This is a genomic window from Plantibacter sp. MMLR14_011, assembly GCF_001865025.1.
GTDB classification, from domain to species: domain Bacteria; phylum Actinomycetota; class Actinomycetes; order Actinomycetales; family Microbacteriaceae; genus Plantibacter; species Plantibacter flavus_A.
On sequence record NZ_MJGW01000002.1, the window covers coordinates 132,709 to 152,225 of the forward strand.

Annotated in this window: 11 protein-coding genes; all 11 read right to left on the reverse strand. The window is 68.6% G+C overall.

Annotation, left to right across the window (positions count from 1 at the left end):
- Window positions 1-336: 336 nt before the first annotated feature.
- Window positions 337-2,151 (reverse strand): DUF4012 domain-containing protein, encoded by a 1,815-nt coding sequence (locus tag BIU99_RS03535; RefSeq protein WP_175484346.1) that lies wholly within the window; start codon window positions 2,149-2,151, stop codon window positions 337-339.
- 175 nt (window positions 2,152-2,326) lie between these two features.
- Window positions 2,327-3,517 (reverse strand): elongation factor Tu, encoded by a 1,191-nt coding sequence (gene tuf / locus BIU99_RS03540; RefSeq protein WP_064296705.1) that lies wholly within the window; start codon window positions 3,515-3,517, stop codon window positions 2,327-2,329.
- Window positions 3,518-3,658: 141 nt separating this feature from the next.
- Complete coding sequence (gene fusA / locus BIU99_RS03545; protein WP_064296706.1) at window positions 3,659-5,773, reverse strand: elongation factor G; 2,115 nt, start codon at window positions 5,771-5,773, stop codon at window positions 3,659-3,661.
- Window positions 5,774-5,860: 87 nt separating this feature from the next.
- Window positions 5,861-6,331 (reverse strand): 30S ribosomal protein S7, encoded by a 471-nt coding sequence (gene rpsG, locus BIU99_RS03550; protein ID WP_064296707.1) that lies wholly within the window; start codon window positions 6,329-6,331, stop codon window positions 5,861-5,863.
- Window positions 6,331-6,705 carry a 30S ribosomal protein S12 gene (gene rpsL / locus BIU99_RS03555; protein ID WP_056008169.1) on the reverse strand — a complete coding sequence of 125 codons (375 nt, stop codon included), beginning with the start codon at window positions 6,703-6,705 and terminating at the stop codon, window positions 6,331-6,333. The genes rpsG and rpsL overlap by 1 nt, the downstream gene beginning before the upstream one ends.
- A gap of 347 nt (window positions 6,706-7,052) precedes the next feature.
- Window positions 7,053-8,528 (reverse strand): hypothetical protein, encoded by a 1,476-nt coding sequence (locus BIU99_RS03560; RefSeq protein WP_071259517.1) that lies wholly within the window; start codon window positions 8,526-8,528, stop codon window positions 7,053-7,055.
- 120 nt (window positions 8,529-8,648) lie between these two features.
- Window positions 8,649-9,290: a hypothetical protein gene (locus BIU99_RS03565; protein WP_064296709.1), complete on the reverse strand. Its 642-nt coding sequence runs from the start codon at window positions 9,288-9,290 to the stop codon at window positions 8,649-8,651.
- 37 nt (window positions 9,291-9,327) lie between these two features.
- Complete coding sequence (locus BIU99_RS03570; protein WP_071259519.1) at window positions 9,328-11,778, reverse strand: transglutaminase-like domain-containing protein; 2,451 nt, start codon at window positions 11,776-11,778, stop codon at window positions 9,328-9,330.
- Window positions 11,775-13,154: a DUF58 domain-containing protein gene (locus BIU99_RS03575; RefSeq protein ID WP_079001703.1), complete on the reverse strand. Its 1,380-nt coding sequence runs from the start codon at window positions 13,152-13,154 to the stop codon at window positions 11,775-11,777. Before BIU99_RS03575 ends, BIU99_RS03570 begins: the two co-directional genes overlap by 4 nt.
- The gene (locus tag BIU99_RS03580; protein WP_064296711.1) at window positions 13,151-14,119 is read right to left on the reverse strand and encodes a MoxR family ATPase; all 969 of its coding nucleotides are present in this window, start codon (window positions 14,117-14,119) and stop codon (window positions 13,151-13,153) included. Before BIU99_RS03580 ends, BIU99_RS03575 begins: the two co-directional genes overlap by 4 nt.
- A gap of 36 nt (window positions 14,120-14,155) precedes the next feature.
- Window positions 14,156-19,414: an Ig-like domain-containing protein gene (locus BIU99_RS03585; RefSeq protein ID WP_071259521.1), complete on the reverse strand. Its 5,259-nt coding sequence runs from the start codon at window positions 19,412-19,414 to the stop codon at window positions 14,156-14,158.
- Window positions 19,415-19,517 lie beyond the last annotated feature (103 nt).

A 19,517-nucleotide genomic window follows, 5' to 3' on the forward strand; every position in this document is an offset into this window, starting at 1 on the left:
CTCGTGTCTTGCGACCCTCGTGGTCATCCACCGGGTTCCACCCCGACTCGTGGTCGGCGCTGGGCGTAGCACTGCTACGACCTGGATTGCGATGAAGTGATTGGTGTTCTGCTACCCGCGGCCTAGGCTCGATCCCTGTCGCGTTGCCGCGTCTGGGAGCTCCTATGCACTACCTGGCAGTGATCCGCCGGAGCGCGCACAGGCACGCTCGTCCGAAGTACTGAACTGGACTAGTTTGCCACGGATCCACCATGCGTGCAACCCGGGCGTGTCGCGGGCGTCGGATGGTCAGGATCCGCCCAGTCTCGGGCGGTCCGAGCACCGAGGCGCCGCTGCTCAGCAGGGCTCGACGGCGTTGTCGACCTCGACCGGACGCACCCCCGGAGTGCCCAGGAACCGCACGGCGTCGACCGTCGCACCGGACACGTCCGCATCGACGTCGAGCGTCACCGTCGAGCCCGGCGCGATCGTCACCACCATGTAGGCCACCGGGCGTCCGTCGTCCGATCCGGCCGTGTACGGGACCTCGGTGCCGTCCACGCGAAGCGAGCGGATGTCGGCACCGTCGGGCGCGTAGGCCATGACCCGCAGGCGCATCCAACCACGAGGGAGCCCCTCACGCTCGTGGAACCCCGCGATGTAGTCGAACGCCTCCGTGTCGAGCTCCGACTCCGTGTCGATCGTGTTCGAGAGTTCCGACGCGACCATCACTGTGCGCGTCCCATCGACGTCGCACGAGCCCGCACGGACACGGACCTGCTGTCGGAGGTAGTACTCGAGCTTGGAGCCGACCGCGTCCGAGAGGTACAGCCCGAACGGCACCGAACGGGACGAACGCTCGGGCAAGCCGCCGCCGACCCCGGCGAGCACCAACGCCCGTTCCTCGACGCGGTCGGGACTCCAGGCGAGCAGACGCCGCTCGTCGACCGCCTGCACCCAGCCGCCGATCGCCCGGGGGACCGACATGGACCCCGCCTGCAGCTGCGAGGTGAGCGCCTGGACGACGGCGGTGAAGGTGGCGTCCTGCGCCCGGTTCGCCTCGTCGCTGAGACCGGGATGATCCCGGTAGACGCCGTTCAGGAGTTCGTCGACCGCCGTGTCGCTCGACAGCTCCGTACCGTCGGCAAGGACCACGGGGCCGGTCGCTCGCAACAGGTGGGACAACGCGACCGGGTCGACGGCGAGCACCAGATCGGGCGTGACGCCCTGACTCTCCTGCCACAGCCTCGAGGCCGCCTGCGCACCGTAGGGGAAGTCCGGCCTCGCCGTCACCTCATGGATGGAGGTGCCCGCGGTAGCGTATCCCTCGGTCCGGTAGAGCGCGTCGGCATCGGCCGGGAGGGGCACCACCGGATCGGCGTGCGACACGAAGTCCGCGCCGCCGAGGGTCCTCGTCACGCTGAGCACCCCATCCTCGATGTGCACGAGCACCGAAGCTCCCGCGATGCCCCCGAGGGCTCGGCTCTCCGCCGAGTTCTGGAACAGGACGACCACGTCTCGCGGCCCGTCCTCCCCCAGGAACCCGGGCAGCGCGCGAAGCACCGGTGCGAGCCGGGCAGCGAGCGGTGACGCCTCGCGCAGCGGACCGTCGAGCCCGACCAGCGCCGACGCCACCTGCGGGAGGAGCACCGAGTGGTCGAGGCGGTCGAGGCGCGCCACCTGCTCCTCGAGCCGCTCCAGCGCACGCGCCGAGGTGCGGGCGATGCTCCCCACCCGCGCCGCGTCCAGTCGTCCGTCGACCGCCAGTCCGTCGAGGGACAGGCCGAGGACCGGCTCGACGACCTCGTCGACGACGACGTGCGCCGCCTCGACGGCCGTGCGCACCGCCTCGAAGTTGGCCCCGGAGACGGGCACGCGTTCCGCGAGCCACCAGTCAGGCCGCTGCGTCGACGCCAGGGCCCGCTCGACCGCATCGCCGGCACGCTGCACGCCGTCGGGATCGATCGCGTCGGTGCCGACGCCATCGACGCCCGCTCGGATCGCCTCGATCTCAGGCAGGACCGAAGCGAGATCGTCCCGGACGGACATGGCCTCCACCGCCGCCGACACGGTGGCTCCGACGATGCCGAGCAGGATGGACAGGACGAAGACGCCCGGGATCAGGACACGTGGGCGCGACAGACGACGCGGACGGATGGACGAACGGGACACGGTCACCTCGGGCGGCTCGATACAGAATGGGTCGACCGATATTTTACATATGAAACTCCGGGGCGCTGATCGCCGACAGCAGGAACGACGAAGGGCCCGGAGCGAAATGCTCCGGGCCCTTCGTGTGGAACCGTGTCGACCCTGAGGTCGATCAGGGGTTCGCGTCAGCGGATGCTTACGCGAGCACCTTGGTGACGGTGCCGGCGCCGACGGTGCGGCCACCCTCACGGATGGCGTAACCGAGGCCGACCTCCATGGCGATGGGCTGGATCAGCTCAACGGTCATGTCGGTGGTGTCGCCGGGCATGACCATCTCGGTGCCCTCGGGCAGCGTGATGACGCCGGTGACGTCGGTGGTGCGGAAGTAGAACTGCGGACGGTAGTTCGCGTAGAACGGGTTGTGACGCCCACCCTCATCCTTGGACAGGATGTACGCGGTGCCCTCGAAGTTCGTGTGCGGCGTGACCGAACCCGGCTTCACGACGACCTGGCCGCGCTCGACGTCTTCACGCTTCGTGCCACGGAGCAGGAGACCACAGTTCTCGCCGGCCCATGCCTCGTCGAGCTGCTTGTGGAACATCTCGATACCCGTGACGATCGTCTTCTGCGTCGGGCGGATGCCGACGATCTCGACCTCGGAGTTGATCGCGAGCGTGCCACGCTCGGCGCGGCCCGTGACGACGGTTCCACGACCGGTGATCGTGAAGACGTCCTCGATCGGCATGAGGAAGGGCTTGTCCTTGTCGCGCACGGGGTCGGGGACGTTGGCGTCCACGGCGTCCATGAGGTCGAGGATGCTCTGCACCCACTTCTCGTCGCCCTCGAGCGCCTTGAGGCCCGAGACACGGACGACCGGTGCGTCCTCAGCGAAGCCCTGCGAGGCGAGGAGCTCGGAGACCTCGAGCTCGACGAGCTCCAGGATCTCCTCGTCGTCGACCATGTCGGACTTGTTCAGCGCGACGAGCAGGTAGGGCACGCCGACCTGCTTGGCGAGCAGCACGTGCTCACGCGTCTGAGCCATCGGGCCGTCAGTGGCGGCGACGACCAGGATCGCGCCGTCCATCTGCGCAGCACCGGTGATCATGTTCTTGATGTAGTCGGCGTGACCGGGGGCGTCGACGTGCGCGTAGTGGCGCTTCGGGGTCTCGTACTCGACGTGCGAGATGTTGATCGTGATACCACGCTGACGCTCTTCCGGCGCGGAGTCGATCGACGCGAAGTCGCGCTGCACGTTGGTCGCGGACGGGAACTTGTCCGCCAGGACCTTCGAGATCGCCGCGGTGAGCGTGGTCTTGCCGTGGTCGACGTGACCGATCGTACCGATGTTGACGTGCGGCTTGGTCCGCTCGAACTTGGCCTTTGCCACTGTGAGTCCTCCTCAGGACGTTGTGCGGGACGCCGGGCACCATTCGATGCCCGACGCACTGCAGGGATGTGTATTCATGTTACGCGATCCGCCCGGGTGTTCGCACACCCGGCCGGACCGCGGTGAAGAGAGAGTGAGTGACTACTCGCCCTTGTTCTTCTGGATGATCTCGTCGGCGACAGCCTTCGGGACCTCCGCGTAGCTCTCGAACGTCATCGAGTACACGGCACGACCGGAGGTCTTCGACCGGAGGTCGCCGATGTAGCCGAACATCTCGGAGAGCGGCACGTTGGCACGGATGACCTTGACGCCGGTGGCGTCGTCCATGGACTGGATCTGTCCACGGCGCGAGTTGAGGTCTCCGATGACGTCGCCCATGTACTCCTCGGGAGTACGCACCTCGACCGCCATGAGCGGCTCGAGGAGGACGGGGTTGGCACGCGAGTAGGCCTCCTTGAGACCCATCGAGCCGGCGATCTTGAACGCCATCTCCGAGGAGTCGACGTCGTGCGCCGCACCATCGGTGATGATCGCCTTGACACCCACGACCGGGTAGCCGGCGAGGCCACCGACCTGCAGGGCGTCCTGGAAACCGGCGTCGATCGACGGGATGTACTCGCGCGGGATGCGACCACCGGTCACGGCGTTCACGAACTCGTAGGTCGTCTCCGGAGTGACGTCCATCGGCTCCAGATCGAACTGGATCTTCGCGAACTGACCCGAACCACCGGTCTGCTTCTTGTGCGTGTAGCCGTACTTCTCGACCTTGCGCTTGATGGTCTCGCGGTACGCGACCTGCGGCTTGCCGACGTTGGCCTCGACGTTGAACTCGCGCTTCATGCGGTCGACGAGGATGTCGAGGTGGAGCTCGCCCATGCCCTTGATGACCGTCTGGCCGGTCTCGGTGTTCTGCTCGGTGCGGAACGTCGGGTCCTCTTCGGCCAGCTTCTGGATCGCGGTGCCCAGCTTCTCCTGGTCGGCCTTGGTCTTCGGCTCGATCGCGACCTCGATGACGGGCTCCGGGAAGCTCATCGACTCGAGGACGACCTGGTGCTGCGGGTCGGACAGGGTGTCACCGGTGGTGGTGTCCTTCAGGCCGATGACCGCGTAGATGTGACCGGCGGTGACGAAGTCGACCGGGTTCTCCTTGTTGGCGTGCATCTGGAAGATCTTCCCGATGCGCTCCTTCTTGCCCTTGGTCGAGTTGATGATCTGCGCACCGGAGTCGAGACGACCCGAGTAGACGCGGACGTAGGTCAGGCGACCGAAGAACGGGTGCACCGCGACCTTGAACGCGAGCGCGGTGAAGGGCTCGGTCGAGTCGGGGTGACGCTCCACGACCTTCTCCTCGTCGCGCGCGTCGTGGGCCTCGATGGCCGGGACGTCGAGCGGGGAGGGGAGGTAGTCGATGACCGCATCGAGCATCGGCTGGACGCCGCGGTTCTTGAACGCGGAGCCGCAGAGGACCGGGTACATGGTGCTCGTGATGGTGAGGTGACGGATCGCGGCCTTGATCTCCGCGACGGTCAGCTCTTCGCCACCGAAGTACTTCTCCATGAGTGCGTCGTCGGTCTCGGCGACGGCCTCGAGGAGCGCGGTGCGGTACTCGGCCGCCTTCTCCTTGAGGTCTTCCGGGATCTCCTCGATGGCGTACTTGGCGCCCATCTCGACGTCACCCTTGGCGTCTCCGCGCCAGGTCAGCGCACGCATCTCGACGAGGTCGACGACGCCCTCGAAGTTGGACTCGGCACCGATCGGCAGCTGGATGACCAGCGGCTTCGCGCCGAGACGGCTGATGATCGTGTCGACGGTGAAGTAGAAGTCGGCGCCGAGCTTGTCCATCTTGTTGACGAAGCAGATGCGCGGGACGTCGTACTTGTCGGCCTGACGCCAGACGGTCTCGGACTGGGGCTCGACGCCCTCCTTGCCGTCGAACACCGCGACCGCGCCGTCGAGGACGCGGAGCGAACGCTCGACCTCGACCGTGAAGTCGACGTGGCCGGGGGTGTCGATGATGTTGATCTGGTTCTTGTTCCAGAAGCAGGTCGTCGCGGCGGACGTGATGGTGATGCCGCGCTCCTGCTCCTGCGCCATCCAGTCCATCGTCGACGCACCGTCGTGGGTCTCGCCGATCTTGTGGTTGACGCCCGTGTAGAACAGGATGCGCTCGGTGGTGGTGGTCTTGCCGGCATCGATGTGGGCCATGATGCCGATGTTGCGGACCTTGTTCAGGTCGGTGAGCACGTCTTGTGCCACGGGGTCCTCCGGGGATAGGTAGGGGTGAGCTGATTCACTCAGGTGTGCGAGGGCGGACGGATCGTCCGCCCTCGCATCGGGCGGCGACTACCAGCGGTAGTGCGCGAACGCCTTGTTCGACTCGGCCATCTTGTGCGTGTCTTCACGACGCTTGACGGCTGCACCGAGACCGTTCGATGCGTCGAGGATCTCGTTCTGGAGACGCTCGGTCATCGTCTTCTCACGGCGGCCCTTCGCGTAGCTCACGAGCCAGCGCAGGGCGAGGGTGTTGGCGCGGTGAGGCTTGACCTCGACCGGCACCTGGTAGGTGGAACCACCGACGCGGCGCGAACGCACCTCGAGGGTCGGGCGGACGTTGTCGAGCGCCTTCTTGAGCGTGACGACGGCGTCGCCCTGGTTCTTGGCGGTGACGCCTTCGAGTGCGTCGTAGACGATGCGCTCAGCGAGGCCCTTCTTGCCGTCCAGCAGGATCTTGTTGACGAGCTGGCTGACGATGGGGGCGCCGTAGACGGGATCGGCGACGACGGGACGCTTCGGAGCTGGACCCTTGCGAGGCATTACTTCTTCTCCATCTTCGCGCCGTAGCGGCTGCGAGCCTGCTTGCGGTTCTTGACGGCCTGCGTGTCGAGGGCGCCACGGACGATCTTGTAACGGACACCCGGGAGGTCCTTCACACGACCACCACGGACCAGGACCAGCGAGTGCTCCTGGAGGTTGTGGCCCTCACCGGGGATGTACGCGGTGACCTCGGTGCCGTTGCGCAGCTTCACGCGGGCGACCTTGCGCATCGCCGAGTTCGGCTTCTTCGGGGTGGTGGTGTACACGCGGGTGCACACGCCGGCCTGCTGGGGGTTGCTCTTCAGGGCGGGCGCCTTGGTCTTGACGACCTTGGGGCTGCGGCCCTTCCGAACCAACTGCTGAATGGTTGGCACTACTTGCTCCTTGATGATGACTGCACGGTGACAGTGGTACTGCAGCATTCGTGGACCGGTCTCCCGGACCACGAGGTCGTATGGACCCACCGGTGACGCGCGAGTGCGCATCACTGAAGTGGTGGGTATGCCGTGGGGGCGATCTGCAACCGGGACCAGCCCGGCGGGGATCAACCCGATGGTGCAAGACTGCTGTCCGCTCCCCCGAGCCAGGCTCCGGAGAACGTGGACAGCACGAGAGCGCACGACAGCGCGCACACCCAACCAAGACTAGCCCGCGGAGGGCCTGTGGTCAAACGACGACGACCCCCGGGAGCAGTGCTCCCAGGGGTCGTACAGCTGTCGGTCTAGGGGAAGGGGACGAACGTCGCGCCCTCGTCGGTGAAGCCCTCGACCGTGCCGCCGACGATGAAGTCGACCGGGTTGATGCTGTAGCCCGGGCCGGTCTGGCCGGTGGCCGGGTCGGTCAGCGTGCACGTCATCGACATGCGCCCGACGGTCTCGGAGTCGACGGCCCAGCCGCCGCCCGAGAACTCGCCGACCGTGAAGGTCGGGCGCGTGTCGAACTTCCAGGTCACGCCGGACGGCGTGAAGCCGGTGTCGTTGCGGATCTCGAAGGGGCACCCCTCGGGGGCGAGCTCCGTCGCGGCGCCGCAGCCGTCGATGTACGCGTTGACGGCCTCCTCGACGGCGGTCGTCCCGGCGTCGGTGAGGGCGACGGCGAGCGTCGCGGGTTCCGCGGCCTGACCGAAGCCCACGGCCGTCGTGGTGGTCGCCTCGGCGGTGTACCAGTCGCTCTCGCTGAGGGCGACGTCGTAGGTGCCGGGGAGTGCACGCAGCTGGTACGACCCCTCGGCGATCGGCTCGACGTCGGTGAGGTCGACACCGCCGACCGTCGCCACCGCGTCCTCAGGGGCGACCACGTCGACCTGGACCGTGCTGAGTTCCGGAGCCTCGAGCTTCCACTTGTCGAAGAGCACGGCGTCCTTGCCGACCTTGGTGAGCGTGAACTCCTGGTCGACGCTCTCGCCACCCTGGGTGAGGCGGGCTTGGACGGTCGCGGTGTTCCCGTTGGTCGTGGTCTTCCCGATCGTGTAGCCGGAGACCTTGCCGGACGCGGCCTTGTACGCGTCGTCCGTCAGGAGCACGTCGGCCGCCGACACCTCGGTGCCGGAGAGCTTGAGCGCCTGTTCGGCGTCACCCGACTTGAGGGCGTCGAGGTAGCTCTCGACCGTCACCTGCGGGGCGTGGAGCGCGTTGCCGACGGTGACACCGACGACGCCACCCACGATGATGAGGAGGAGGGCGCTGCCGCCGGCGATGATGCCGGTGAGCCCCTTCTTCGAGAGCTTCTTCTTCGGCGGCTGCTGGCCGCCGCCATACCCGCCGGCGCCCTGCGCGTAGGGCGCCTGACCGTACTGCTCGGTGGGCTGCTGACCGTACTGTCCCGTGGGCTGCTGGCCGTACTGACCGGTGCCCTGCTGACCGAACTGCTCGGTCGGCTGCTGGCCGTACTGCGCCGTCTGACCGTACTGACCGGTCTGCTGGCCGTACTGGTCGGACTGCTGGCCGTACTGGCCCGTCTGCTGGCTGTGCTGGCCGGACGACTGCTCACCGTACTGGCCGGACTGCTGCCCGTACTGCCCGGACGGCTGGGTCGGCGACTGTCCGTACGGCGACTGCTGTCCGTACTGGCCCGCCTGCTGCTGGCCCGAACCCGACTGCTGCGGGCCGTTGCCCTGCCATCCCTGCTGCGGGTCGGGCTGGGCGGGCGGTCGCTGCCACTGGGGCTGCTGCGGGTTCTGATCTCCGGGATCGGTCATGGTGTTGCGCCCCCAATGAGCATGGATCGTGCTGATGACAAGTGCTCGAAAGTATAGTGACGGGTGTCGGACAGCACGATGGGGAGATCTCCCCTCCTGCGTCCGGGTGAGCCCCGACGACTACCAGGGCGAGGTGGGGGAATCGAGCTCGAGCGCGAGGTCGTCGAGGAGTGCGGCGACCTGCGGTTCGACGTACCGTTCGACGGCGTCGTGGATGGCGAGCCGGTGCCCGACGAGGAGTTCGCAGATGCGGCGCCCGGTCTCGTTCGCGCACTGGTCGGCGAGGGCGATCTCGGTGCGCAGCGCCTCCTTCGCGTCGTCGGACAACGGCGGGGGTGGTGGAACGGTCCTCGCCTGGGACTCGCCGAGCTCCGCGAGGGTGAAGAGGTAGGGCTGCTCGGGATCCGGGTCGGGGTCGAGCTGCAGGCCGTCGAACTCCGGGTCGAGCCCCTCCCCCGGACGGTAGGAGCGCTGCGCCTCGCGCAGGTCGGCAGCGCGGAGTTCGGCACGGAGGACGGGGAGGTTCCGCTCGGTGTACTCCGCCACCGCGTGGTCGACGAGGGCCTTCATCCGGGTGGCGAGGCCGTGCTGCACCTGGTGCGGCACGTCGTCGACGAGGCCTGCTGCGCGGAGGATCGGGGATCCGATGCACCGGCGGCAGATCCGGGTGCGTCCACGGTGTGCGGCGGGGTGCCAGCGCGGCAACCACCGGAGCCAGGCGTCGACGGCCTGGCTCACACTGGTCTCGAGCGAGCGCTCCATACTCACCGAGGGTAGTGCCTCGGTGGCCGCAACGACCTCAGCGACTTCCGGTGGCGCGCTGGTCGCGTGCCGCTCGACGGGCGAGCGAACCGGACGGCTGCAGCCGACTCACGAGACCGCGTTTCGCGCGGTAGCGGAACCGGCTCCGCTGGCGGGCGAACCAGCCGAGCGCTCCCTGCGCCCGTGACGCCTCGGCCTCCGACCGCTGCCACAGCTCGTCGGCCGTCGTGTCGTCCACGTCACGACCGGAGAAGACGACGTCGTCGGTCGTCCCCGCGAGCGCGGTGAGCGTGGTCGCGCCCTCCGGTTCCTGGGCTCCGAGCACGGACGCCGTGGTCGACCGCGTCGCGGCCGCAGGCACCGAGTACCCGAGCTCGGCGTAGCGGTCGATCAGCTCGTCCCACGCACCGGCCGCACTGCGGTCACCACCGCCCGCGCGGCGACGCTTCGTCCGCCGACGCTTCGCACCCGAGATGGCGAGGAGCGGGATGACGTACAGCGACACCGGGACACCCACGATCAGCGCGAGCCACCACACCCATTCCGGGATCACGAGTCCGTCGTTCTTGTCCTTGTCGTCGCCGTCGTCGATCGAGGCCTCGGTGAGGAGGCTGTCGTCGAGGTTGTCGCTGCGCGGCGGCTGACGCACCTGCGGCTGCGGCTCGGTCTTCGGCTTCGGGTCCTGGTCCTGCGGGATCTCGGTCTCATCGGGGGTCGGCGAGAACGCGACCCAGCCGTAGCCCTCGAAAGGCACCTCGACCCACGCCGTCACGTCGTCCCCGACGACCTGCACAGAACCCTGGCCCTCCGTCACCTCCGGCGCGAAGCCCATGACGACCCGCGCGGGGTAGCCGAGCGATCGGGCCATGAGGGCGAACGCTGAGGCGTACTGCTCCTCGTCACCAACCATCGGTGTGCGGGTGAAGAGCTCCGACATCCGGTCGGCACCGTGGCCGGCGCGCGACGGAGAGCTGTCCGAGGCGAGCCCGTGGCTGAGGAACCCGGTGGTGCGGAGGGTCTGTTCGATCCGCCGCAACTGGGCCATGGGGGTCGTCTCGGCGCCGACGAACTCCGAGGCCTTCGCGACCACGATGTCCGGGATGTTCGTGACGGGCGGCAGCTCGACCGCTGCGGTCGGCGTCGTCGCGAGGGCCGTGTCGCTCGGGACCGCCTGCGTGGTGGTCCGCTCCTCGTAGTCGTCACCCGTGCCGATGCCCGAGGTGATGACGGCCGCGCCACTCTCGGCGTTGTAGCGGATGTCCTCGGATCGCTCCGCCGCCTTGCCGTCGAGGGTGAGCGCGCTCGGGTACCCGACGCTGGGCACCCAGATGTCGTCGTAACCGGTGATGTCGATTGACACCCGTCGGTTGCTCCCCGGTGTCATGAGCTGGGGTGCGGGGAGGTGGTCGCCGACGAGCTCGAAGGCACCGGAACCGTCGGTCGCCGTGGAGGGCCCGGAGACGGTCCACAGACGGCCGTCGTAGCTGTCCATGGCCGCCAGACGGATCCGATCCCCCGGCTCGAGGCCGGTCGCGGTGAAGAGCTTCGTCTCGGCGAGGTCCTTCGTGTACTCGCGGAACCCGGCGAGCGGGCTCGGGTACTCCAGGGGGTCGAACGGCGGGGTGACGACCTCGCGGAGGACGAACCGTGAGTCCGTGGGAGGCGAGGCGACGACGGCCGCACCGCCGCCGACGACGACCGCGACCGCGGCGAGGACCGCCGTGCCGATGATCTTCTTGCGACGGAGGACGGCGGTGGTCGACGCTGCCGCGTTCTCGCCACGACCGGCACCCGGCCGCCAGCCGAGCCAGAGGAGGGCGATGAGCGCGAACGCGATCCCGCGGACGGCCGCCAGGAAGGGCGTCTGCGTGCCGAGGAGGACGCCGAGGGCGTAGAGCACGGTCGGGCCGACGAGCACGATCGCGCAGCGCACGGCGACCTGCGGACGGCGCGGCAGCCAGCGGACGGCGAGCACGGCGGAGACGACGCCGACGAGCAGCCCTGCGACGTAGGGCAGGGTCATGATGTACGCGGGCGCGCTCAGCGGGGTCTGCAGAGTGACGAAGTCCTTCCACCCGAACACCGCGCCGATGCTGATCCCGCCCAGGGTCCGCAGGTTCGGGAGGACCGCGAACGTCGCCACGGACGGCATCGCCAGGGCACTGCCGAAGACGTAGAAGACGAGGACGGTCGAGAGGCCGGTCAGGAGGGCGTTCAGCCGGAGGGCGTGGGAGGCGACGCCCACCGCCATGCCGAGCGCGAGGCCTCCGAGGCCCGCGAGGAGGAACCCGGTGCCACTGAGCGCCGCTCCGAAGCCGAGCAGACCGAGGGCCGCGAGGACGAAGACGACCGCGAGGTCGATCCAGGAACGGCCGGGCAACGGCCAGGGCGCGGTGAAGGTCGGAACGATGCCCTGGACGTCGACGTCCGCCGCCGAGCCGGGAACGCGCCCGGGGCGCACCGTCGTGCGCTCGTCGACCCCGCTCACAGGGCCCTCGACATGACCTTGGCGAGGTCGCTCAGCGCCCCGACGGTCATGACGTTCATCCCGGCGACGTCCTTGATGCTGGCTCGAGCGCCGCGCTCGACGCGGATGCCGAACACGTTGACGTCGGGACCGAAGAGACGCTGGATCCCCCGGTACTCCTGTGCCTCGAGTCGCGAACCGGCGACGATGATGACGACGCTCGGTGCCGGCAGGCGCTTCGTGGTCTCCCGGGCGAAGGTGCGCGGGGTGTCGAAGGTGCCCTCGGCGAGCTGCAGCCGGCAGCTGTCGTCGAGGAAGGACGTGACCGTGTGGGTCCGGAGCGCGAGTCGATCGGTCACGACGCTGATCGGCACCTGGTCGAGGATCACCTGGGTGGCGATGGACGCGGTGAGCGACACCGCCAACTCGAACTCGTCCTCGTCCTCGGCGTAGTAGCGGGAGTCGGTCGTCATCACCATGGTGAGCTGCGACCGCCGCGTCTCCTCGAACTGCCGGACCATGAGCTGGCCGGTCTTCGCGGACGACTTCCAGTGGATGTAACGGCGGTCGTCGCCGGCGACGTATCCGCGGAGGGCGTGGAAGGAGATGTCGTTGTTGGTGATGGTCTTCGTGACGAGGCCCTCGAGGTCGCGGATGAGACCGGCGGCCGTCGGGTGGAGGCGCGTGGTCTCGGGATGCACGAAGAGCTCGACCGGCTCCGTCCAACGCACCTCGCGACGCAACAGACCGAGCTGGTCGCCGCGGACCGAGACAGCGGGCCCGGCGGGGATCACGGCTCGCCGGTTCGTCGGTACGGCGAACAACTCCTCGTGCTCGCCGTCCTTCGGGATGGCCGGGATCGCGAACTCCGCCAGGCCGTAGCCCACGGGGACCTCGAGGCGCGTGGGCGTCGTGGCACGGTTGCCGGGGTTGGCGATGAGGACCTGCCCGATCGCGCGCTCCCCGACGGTGACCCGGCTGGGGTTCAAGTGGATGGAGATGCGGAAGGTCGACCGTCCGAAGAGGTAGGCGACGGAGGCGAGCAACGCGGCCAGCGGCACGAAGCCGAGGAAGACGAGTTCCGCCCACCCCAGGATGAAGCCTGCGACGGTCGCGATGACGCCGATCGCCAGCACGACCCAGCCGAGGCCGCTGACCACGGCGAGCACAGGCTGCGCCGCCGTCCAGGCGACCCTGACCCAGGGCACGACGACGGCGCCCACGCCGTCGACGAGGCCGCGGACCGGGTTCGGCCGTCGGGCCGGGACCGGCCCACCGTCGTCGTGCGCGTCGGGGCCGTCCGGGCTCGTCTCGGCAGGCGCGCCGACCGTCGCCGTGCGGACCGGGTCGGATCCGTCCGGCGCGGCGGCGGCGCGCTGCTCGAGGGTCTCGCTCATGCTGCGCGGTACGCCGGCGGAGCGATGCTGACGAGGACCCGGGCCACGACGTCCTGCGCGGTCACGCCGGCGAAGTCGGACTCGGGGTCGATGATGATGCGGTGCGCGAGGACGGCCTGCGCGAGGTCGTTGACGTCGTCGGGGGTGACGTAGGTGCGCCCCTGCGAGATGGCCCACGTCTTGACGGCGCGCACGAGCGCGAGGGCACCGCGCATGCTGACGCCGAGGGCGACGTCCTGGTCGTCCCGCGTGGCCGCCACGACGTCCGCGACGTACTCGAGGATGCTGCCGTCGACGTGCACCTCGGTCGCGAGCTGCGCCATCGTGATGACGGCGTCGGAGCCGATGATCGGCTGCACCTTCGTCGCGCGGGCCCGGTTGGAGGCGTCGAGCAGCAGGTTCACCGAGGTCTGGCGGTCGGGGTAGCCGAGCGTCGTCTTGATGAGGAACCGGTCGAGCTGCGCCTCGGGCAGCTTGTACGTCCCGGCCTGCTCGATCGGGTTCTGCGTCGCGATGACCATGAACGGTTTGCCGGCCTCGTAGCTCGTGCCGTCGATCGTGACGATGCCCTCCTCCATCACCTCGAGGAGCGCCGACTGCGTCTTCGGCGAGGCGCGGTTGATCTCGTCCGCGAGCACGATCGAGGCGAAGATCGGTCCCTTGTGGAACTCGAAGACGCCCTTGCCCTGGTCGTAGATGGTCACACCCGTGACGTCGGACGGCAGGAGGTCCGGCGTGAACTGGATGCGCGAGCTCGTGCCGTCGAGCGTGTTCGCGAGGGCCTTCGCGAGCACGGTCTTGCCGGTGCCCGGGTAGTCCTCGAGGAGCACGTGGCCCTCCGAGAGCATGGCCGTGACGACGAGCTTGATGACGTGCTCCTTGCCGAGGATGGCCTGCTCGACGTTGCCGACGAGCTTGCCGAAGGCATCGGCGAACCAGGTGGCCTGTTCCTGCGTGACAGTCATGGGTGTGCTCTCCGTGAAGTGAAGGTCGTTGTGGTTCTAGAGGTTGTTCCAGGCCGAGCCGGACATCGAGCCGATGGTGAACGTCTCACCGGTGGCGTTGTTCCGGAACGTCGCGGCGATGGTCTCGCCGCCGGTCATGACGCCGAGATGGTTGTGGTGCGTGAAGCTCCCGTTACCACCGACGGTCACGTTCATGGACGTGCCGATCGCGCGTCCATCGCGGGTGATGTCCACGGTGTAATTGCCCTGGGGCACGTTCTGGTAGTTCACACCGACGTCGTAGCAGCCGGTGCCGCCACTCTGACAGGCATGCGCGCCCCCGGACTTGAACAGGGAGCCGCTGGGCTTCGGCGGCGGCGGATCCTTGACCGTGGCCTCCGCCGGTCCGCCCTCCGGGCCGGTTCCGCCGGGCCCGGTCGCGGACACGTACACCTGATAGGTGCCCGCGCCGATGCCGCCGACGGAATCGCTGGTGCTCCCCGTCGTCCCCGTCTTCACGGTGCTCGAACCGCTCATGATCCGCCAGCTGTAGCTCGTGACCTGTCCACCGTCATCCGCTGGCCTCGCCCACTGCATGGTGAGGGTCGCCGGGGCATCTCCGGATGCCCGCAGCGACACGTTCTGCGGCGCGGTCGGGACGCCGTAGGCGGTGGCCGTGACCGTCTCGGAGTCCGCGCTGTTGCCGACGGCATTGTGCGCGTAGGCGGAGAAGGTGTAGCTCTGCCCGTTCGTGACGTCGAAGGTGCAGTCGTTCCCCGGGGCGCACTGCTTCTCCCCGCCGCCGCTCCACTTCACCGCGTGGTACTCGATGGGCGCGCCGTTGCTCGCGGGCGAACCGCCGACGACGACGGTGATCTTGCCGCTCTTCGCGCTCTTCAGACTGAGCGACGGCGGATCGGGGACGTCCTTCACGATGACGGTGATGCGGCCCTGCACTCGTCGGTTGGGGTCGTTCGTCGCGTCCTGGACCGTGTAGATGACGCTGACGGTCCCGCTCTTGGACGAACCGGGCGTGACGGTGACCGAGCTCCCGGACACCGTGGCCGTCGCTCCACCCGCCGGGGCGCTCTCTACCGTGGCGTCGAGGATCTTGAGCGGCGTGTCGGGGAACGGGTTGTAGTCGTTAGCGAGCACGTTGATCGACTCGGCCTTGTTCTTCCGGCCCTCTTCCACGCGGTCGTCGATGGCACGCGGGAGCGGCCTCGTCGACGACACGACGCGGACGTTCACGGACCCCGGGACGGAGTACTCCTTGTAGTTCACGGTGAAGGTGAGCGTCGCCGAGGTGCCGGGCTGGGTGCCCTGCGGGGCGGAGATCGTCACCTGCGAGCCCGACAGGTTCCCCTGGACGCCCGCTGTGGTCCCGCCGAAGCCCTGGTAGGTGAGGGCTGCGAGGATCTTCGGGTTCGGGTGGTCGCTCGACGCCCGCAGGTCGACCGTGATGGGTGCCTCTCCGGCCTCGATCGTCACCGTCGGCGGCGTGAACGTCGGCGGGACGTCCTCGAGGTCCGGGTCACCCACCGTGATCGGCAGGGTGAGCAGTTTGCTGTCCCGGCCGTCGGTCGCCTCGAAACTCACCGACGCCGGTCCGCGGTAGTCCTTGGCCGGGGTGAAGGTGATCGTGGCGTCGTCGACGTAGCTCGACGTGCCGTTGCCCCGGAAGTTGACGACACTGCCCTCGGAGGCGATGGTGACGGGCTTCCCGGACGGCGCCTCGGTGATCTCCGAGAGCTTCCAGGTCCGCGTCTCGTTGACCTTGACGATCTGCTCGGGCAGGGGGCTCTTGATCCGAGGCGGCTCACCGTCGGTCGCCGCCGGCACGATGATGAACGCCGCGCCGCTCAGCTGGGTGACGGGATCCGTCAACCGGTAGGCGATCGCCTGGCGTCGGTCGGTGAGGGTGACCCGGATGGTGCCACCGTCGCGCACCTCGCCGGACGGCGCGTTCGCACCCTCGAGGCTCGGCTGCAGGTCGTCCACGAGCCCCCCGGGGTTCTGCGCACCGTCGAGCACGTCGATGTCGACGGTCTTCTTCCCGACGATGTCGGCGTCCTCGAGGACGTGGTCGTCGGCCTCGGGGAACTGGGGCTTCGCGTCCTTCGTGACCTTGACCTGGATGTAGGCGCTGTCGATCCCGCCCTTGCCGTTGGTGATCTGGTATCGGACGGTGAAGAAGGCCTCCTCGTCCGGCACCTCGATCACGACGCGACTCTTGCTGACCTCGGCGGTGAGGCCGTCGTCCACCGAGAGCAGCTTCGGCTCGAGTTTGAGCTTGTAGCCGTTCGGATCGGAGTCGTTGGAGAGCACCGGCACCGAGGCGACCTTGCCGGGCAGCACCTCGATGTAGTCGTCGACCGCGTTCGGTTGCCCGTCGACCTCGGGACGCCCGATGACGCCGATCTTGATCGTGCCCACTGCGACCGCGCCGTAGGTGTCCTTGACCCGGTACTGGAAGGTGTCGGTGCCGGAGGAGTCCGGGGCCGCCTCGTAGACGAACCAGGTGCTCCCCTGCTCGATGACGCGACCGAGGAGGGGCGCGGAGGCGATGTCGTCGAGGACCACCGAGTCGCCGTTCGGATCCAGACCGTCGAGCGGGACGTCCACGCGGACCGTCGCACCGGCGAACACCCGGGAGGTGAGCAGCTGCGGGACGGGCGGTTGGTTGTTCTTCTTGTCCTCGCCGACCACGTTGAAGGTCACCGTGGCCGTGTCGGCCTCGCCGAAGGTGTCGTACACGCGATACGTGGCGGTGTAGGTGCCGGGCTCGGTCGGCGCCTGGAACCGCACCTCGTCGTCGTCGACGAAGGCCAGGCCGGCGGTCGGCACGTCGACCAGCTCGCGGTCGACCAGCATCACGGCCGCGTCGGGGTGGTAGTCGTTCTCGAGTACCGCGACGTTGGCGATGTCGCCGGCGCGCACGACGACCGCGTCGTCGCTGGCCACGGGAGCCTGGTGCTTGGGCAACGGCGGCACGGGGACGATGGTGACCGCCGCCGTCGCCGAGGAGGTCCCGTCGGAGACCGTGTAGGTGAACTGCAGTTGTCCCTCGAGCGGTGCCGAGGAGGAGACGCGCACCACGGCACTGTCGAGGACCTCGACGGAGAGGGAGGCGGACTCGTCCGGCACGTCGACGGACTGGAGCGCCAACACCTGACCGCCCGGCGACTCGTCGTTCGCGAGGACCGGGATCGTGATCGTCTCGTTCGGTCGCAGGTAGCCCTCGTCCTTCACGGCGACCGGTGGCTGCACGTCGGTGGGCTTCTCCAGCACGTCGACGCGGATGAGCCCGATGCTCGAGGCGATGCCGGCACCGAGCGTGTACTTCAGGTAGTAGGTGCCCGGCTCGTTCGACGAGACGGTGACCGACTGCTTCTCGAGACTCGGCGACGACACGAGTCCGCCCTGCAGGGCTTCGACACCGATGAGACCGAGGGGCGCACCGCTCGGTGACTGGTCGTTCGCGAGTGGCAGGACCTGTGCGGACTCGCCGACGAAGGTCGAGACGAAGTCCGGTGTACCGATGGGGCTGAGGGCGCCGGCGGGTTGCACGTCGACCTTGAGCGTCCCCTCCGCCGAGGTGACGCCGTCGGACACGACGAATTTGACGTCGCGCGGGCCCATCTCGGGCGAGGCGTGCGTGAACGTCACGAAGCCGTCCGGGGTGAAGCGGACGAGGTCGCCGGACGCCGGCGAGGCCGACTGGAGGAAGATGTCGTCACCGTCGGGATCGCGCCAGTCGGCGAGCACGTTGTAGGTGACCGTCTGCCCGGCCTCGACCGACACGGCGGCCTCGCGATGGGACGTGGGCGGCTCGTTGACCTCGGGCGGTTTGATGGCGATGCTCACGTTCGCCTCGGCCACGCCACCCGGCCGTCCATCGTTGACCGAGTACCGGAACGACGTCGTCCCGGCCACGAAGCCCTCTGCGGGCGTGAACTGCAATGCCCGCTTGCCGTCGATGTACTCCAGCTTGCCGGTCTCGGGACCGATGTCGCCGAAGTTCTGAATGGTCAGGACGTCGCCGTCCGCGTCGGAGTCGTTGTCGAGCAGCGGCAGGACCGTCGCGCGGCCCGGGCGGACGCCGAACGCGTCGTCGCGGGCGATCGGCGGCCGGTTCTCCTCGGTCCGTTCGGCGAGGGTGTCCTCGAAGGACTGCTCTGACGCCTTCTCGTCGCCGTCCTCGCCGTCCTCCTCCTGCGGAGGCGTCACCTCGTCCCAGTTGTCGACGAGGCGCATGTTCGCCTGCACGAGCCAGGAGTTGCCGGTCTGGACGTTGTTGAGCGCGATCACCGAGCGGTTCACCCGGAAGACGAGCTGCTGCCCGACGGTCTCCGGGTTGATGTCGGCGATGACCGGCTTCTTGTCGGCGCACTCTGCGGCATACCGGCTGGAGGAGGCCCACGCACCGTGCATGCAGCCGTCGAGGTTGACCGGGGCCGTGACCTCGGCCGCACTCGTCGCCTCGGTGACGACGTCCGCGTCGAGCACCTCCGGGTCGCCGCCACCGAGCGGGATGCGCACGAGGGAGTCGCCGGTCGCGATGACGGCAGCGTCGTCGGAGGCCGACGGCTCCTGGATCTTCAAGGGCTTGCCGGGCAGCTCGACGATGGAGCCGTCCTGCTTCACGAGGTCGCCGGACTTCAGGTCGAGGATGACCGCCTGCTCACCGGCCGCACTGAGCTGGTACTCGTCGAGCTTCGGGAGCTTCGACTCGGTCTTCGTGCCGTCGGGCAGGATGCGGTAGAGGATCCCCTTCGCCGGTGCCACCGCGAGGATGGTGCCCGTCGAGGTGACGACCGCCTGACCGGCCTTGCCGATGGAGACGATCGGTTTCGTTTCCGTGGGGTCGAACCGGAGTTCCCCAGCGGCGTCGACGGACCAGAGCTTGCCGGTCTCCCCCGCCACGACCGAGAGTCGGTCGCCGCCGTAGTGCACCGTCGCGCCGGTCGGCAGCGAGACGCGCTGGATGAGACTCGTGAACGCCGGGTCGATGCGCTCGAGCGAGGAGAGCGCCTTGTCCTGGAGGAAGACGTCGTCGCCGTCCTGCAGCACGTCGGCGTTGTTGGAGGCCGTCGAGACCGCTCCGTCGAGTTCGGAGATCTGGTCGTTGAGGCGCCCGGCGAGCAGGGATTCACCGTTGGTGACCCAGACGTCGCGGGACTCGAGGTCGACCTCGGTGACGGGGAAGCCCTGGTGGATGAGCGCAGCGGTCACCGGTACGGCGACGAGGACCGACAGTGCCGTGATGGAGGCCGCGGTCTTGCGCTTGCGCAGCCAGGCGCTCCAGTTGCTCACGATCCCCCAGGTGATGTTCGGTCAAGGCACGGTCCACGCACCGCGCTGCAAACGCGGAGTCACTCTAACAAACAAGTGCCGTCTGGAAAACGGTTGCGGGGGT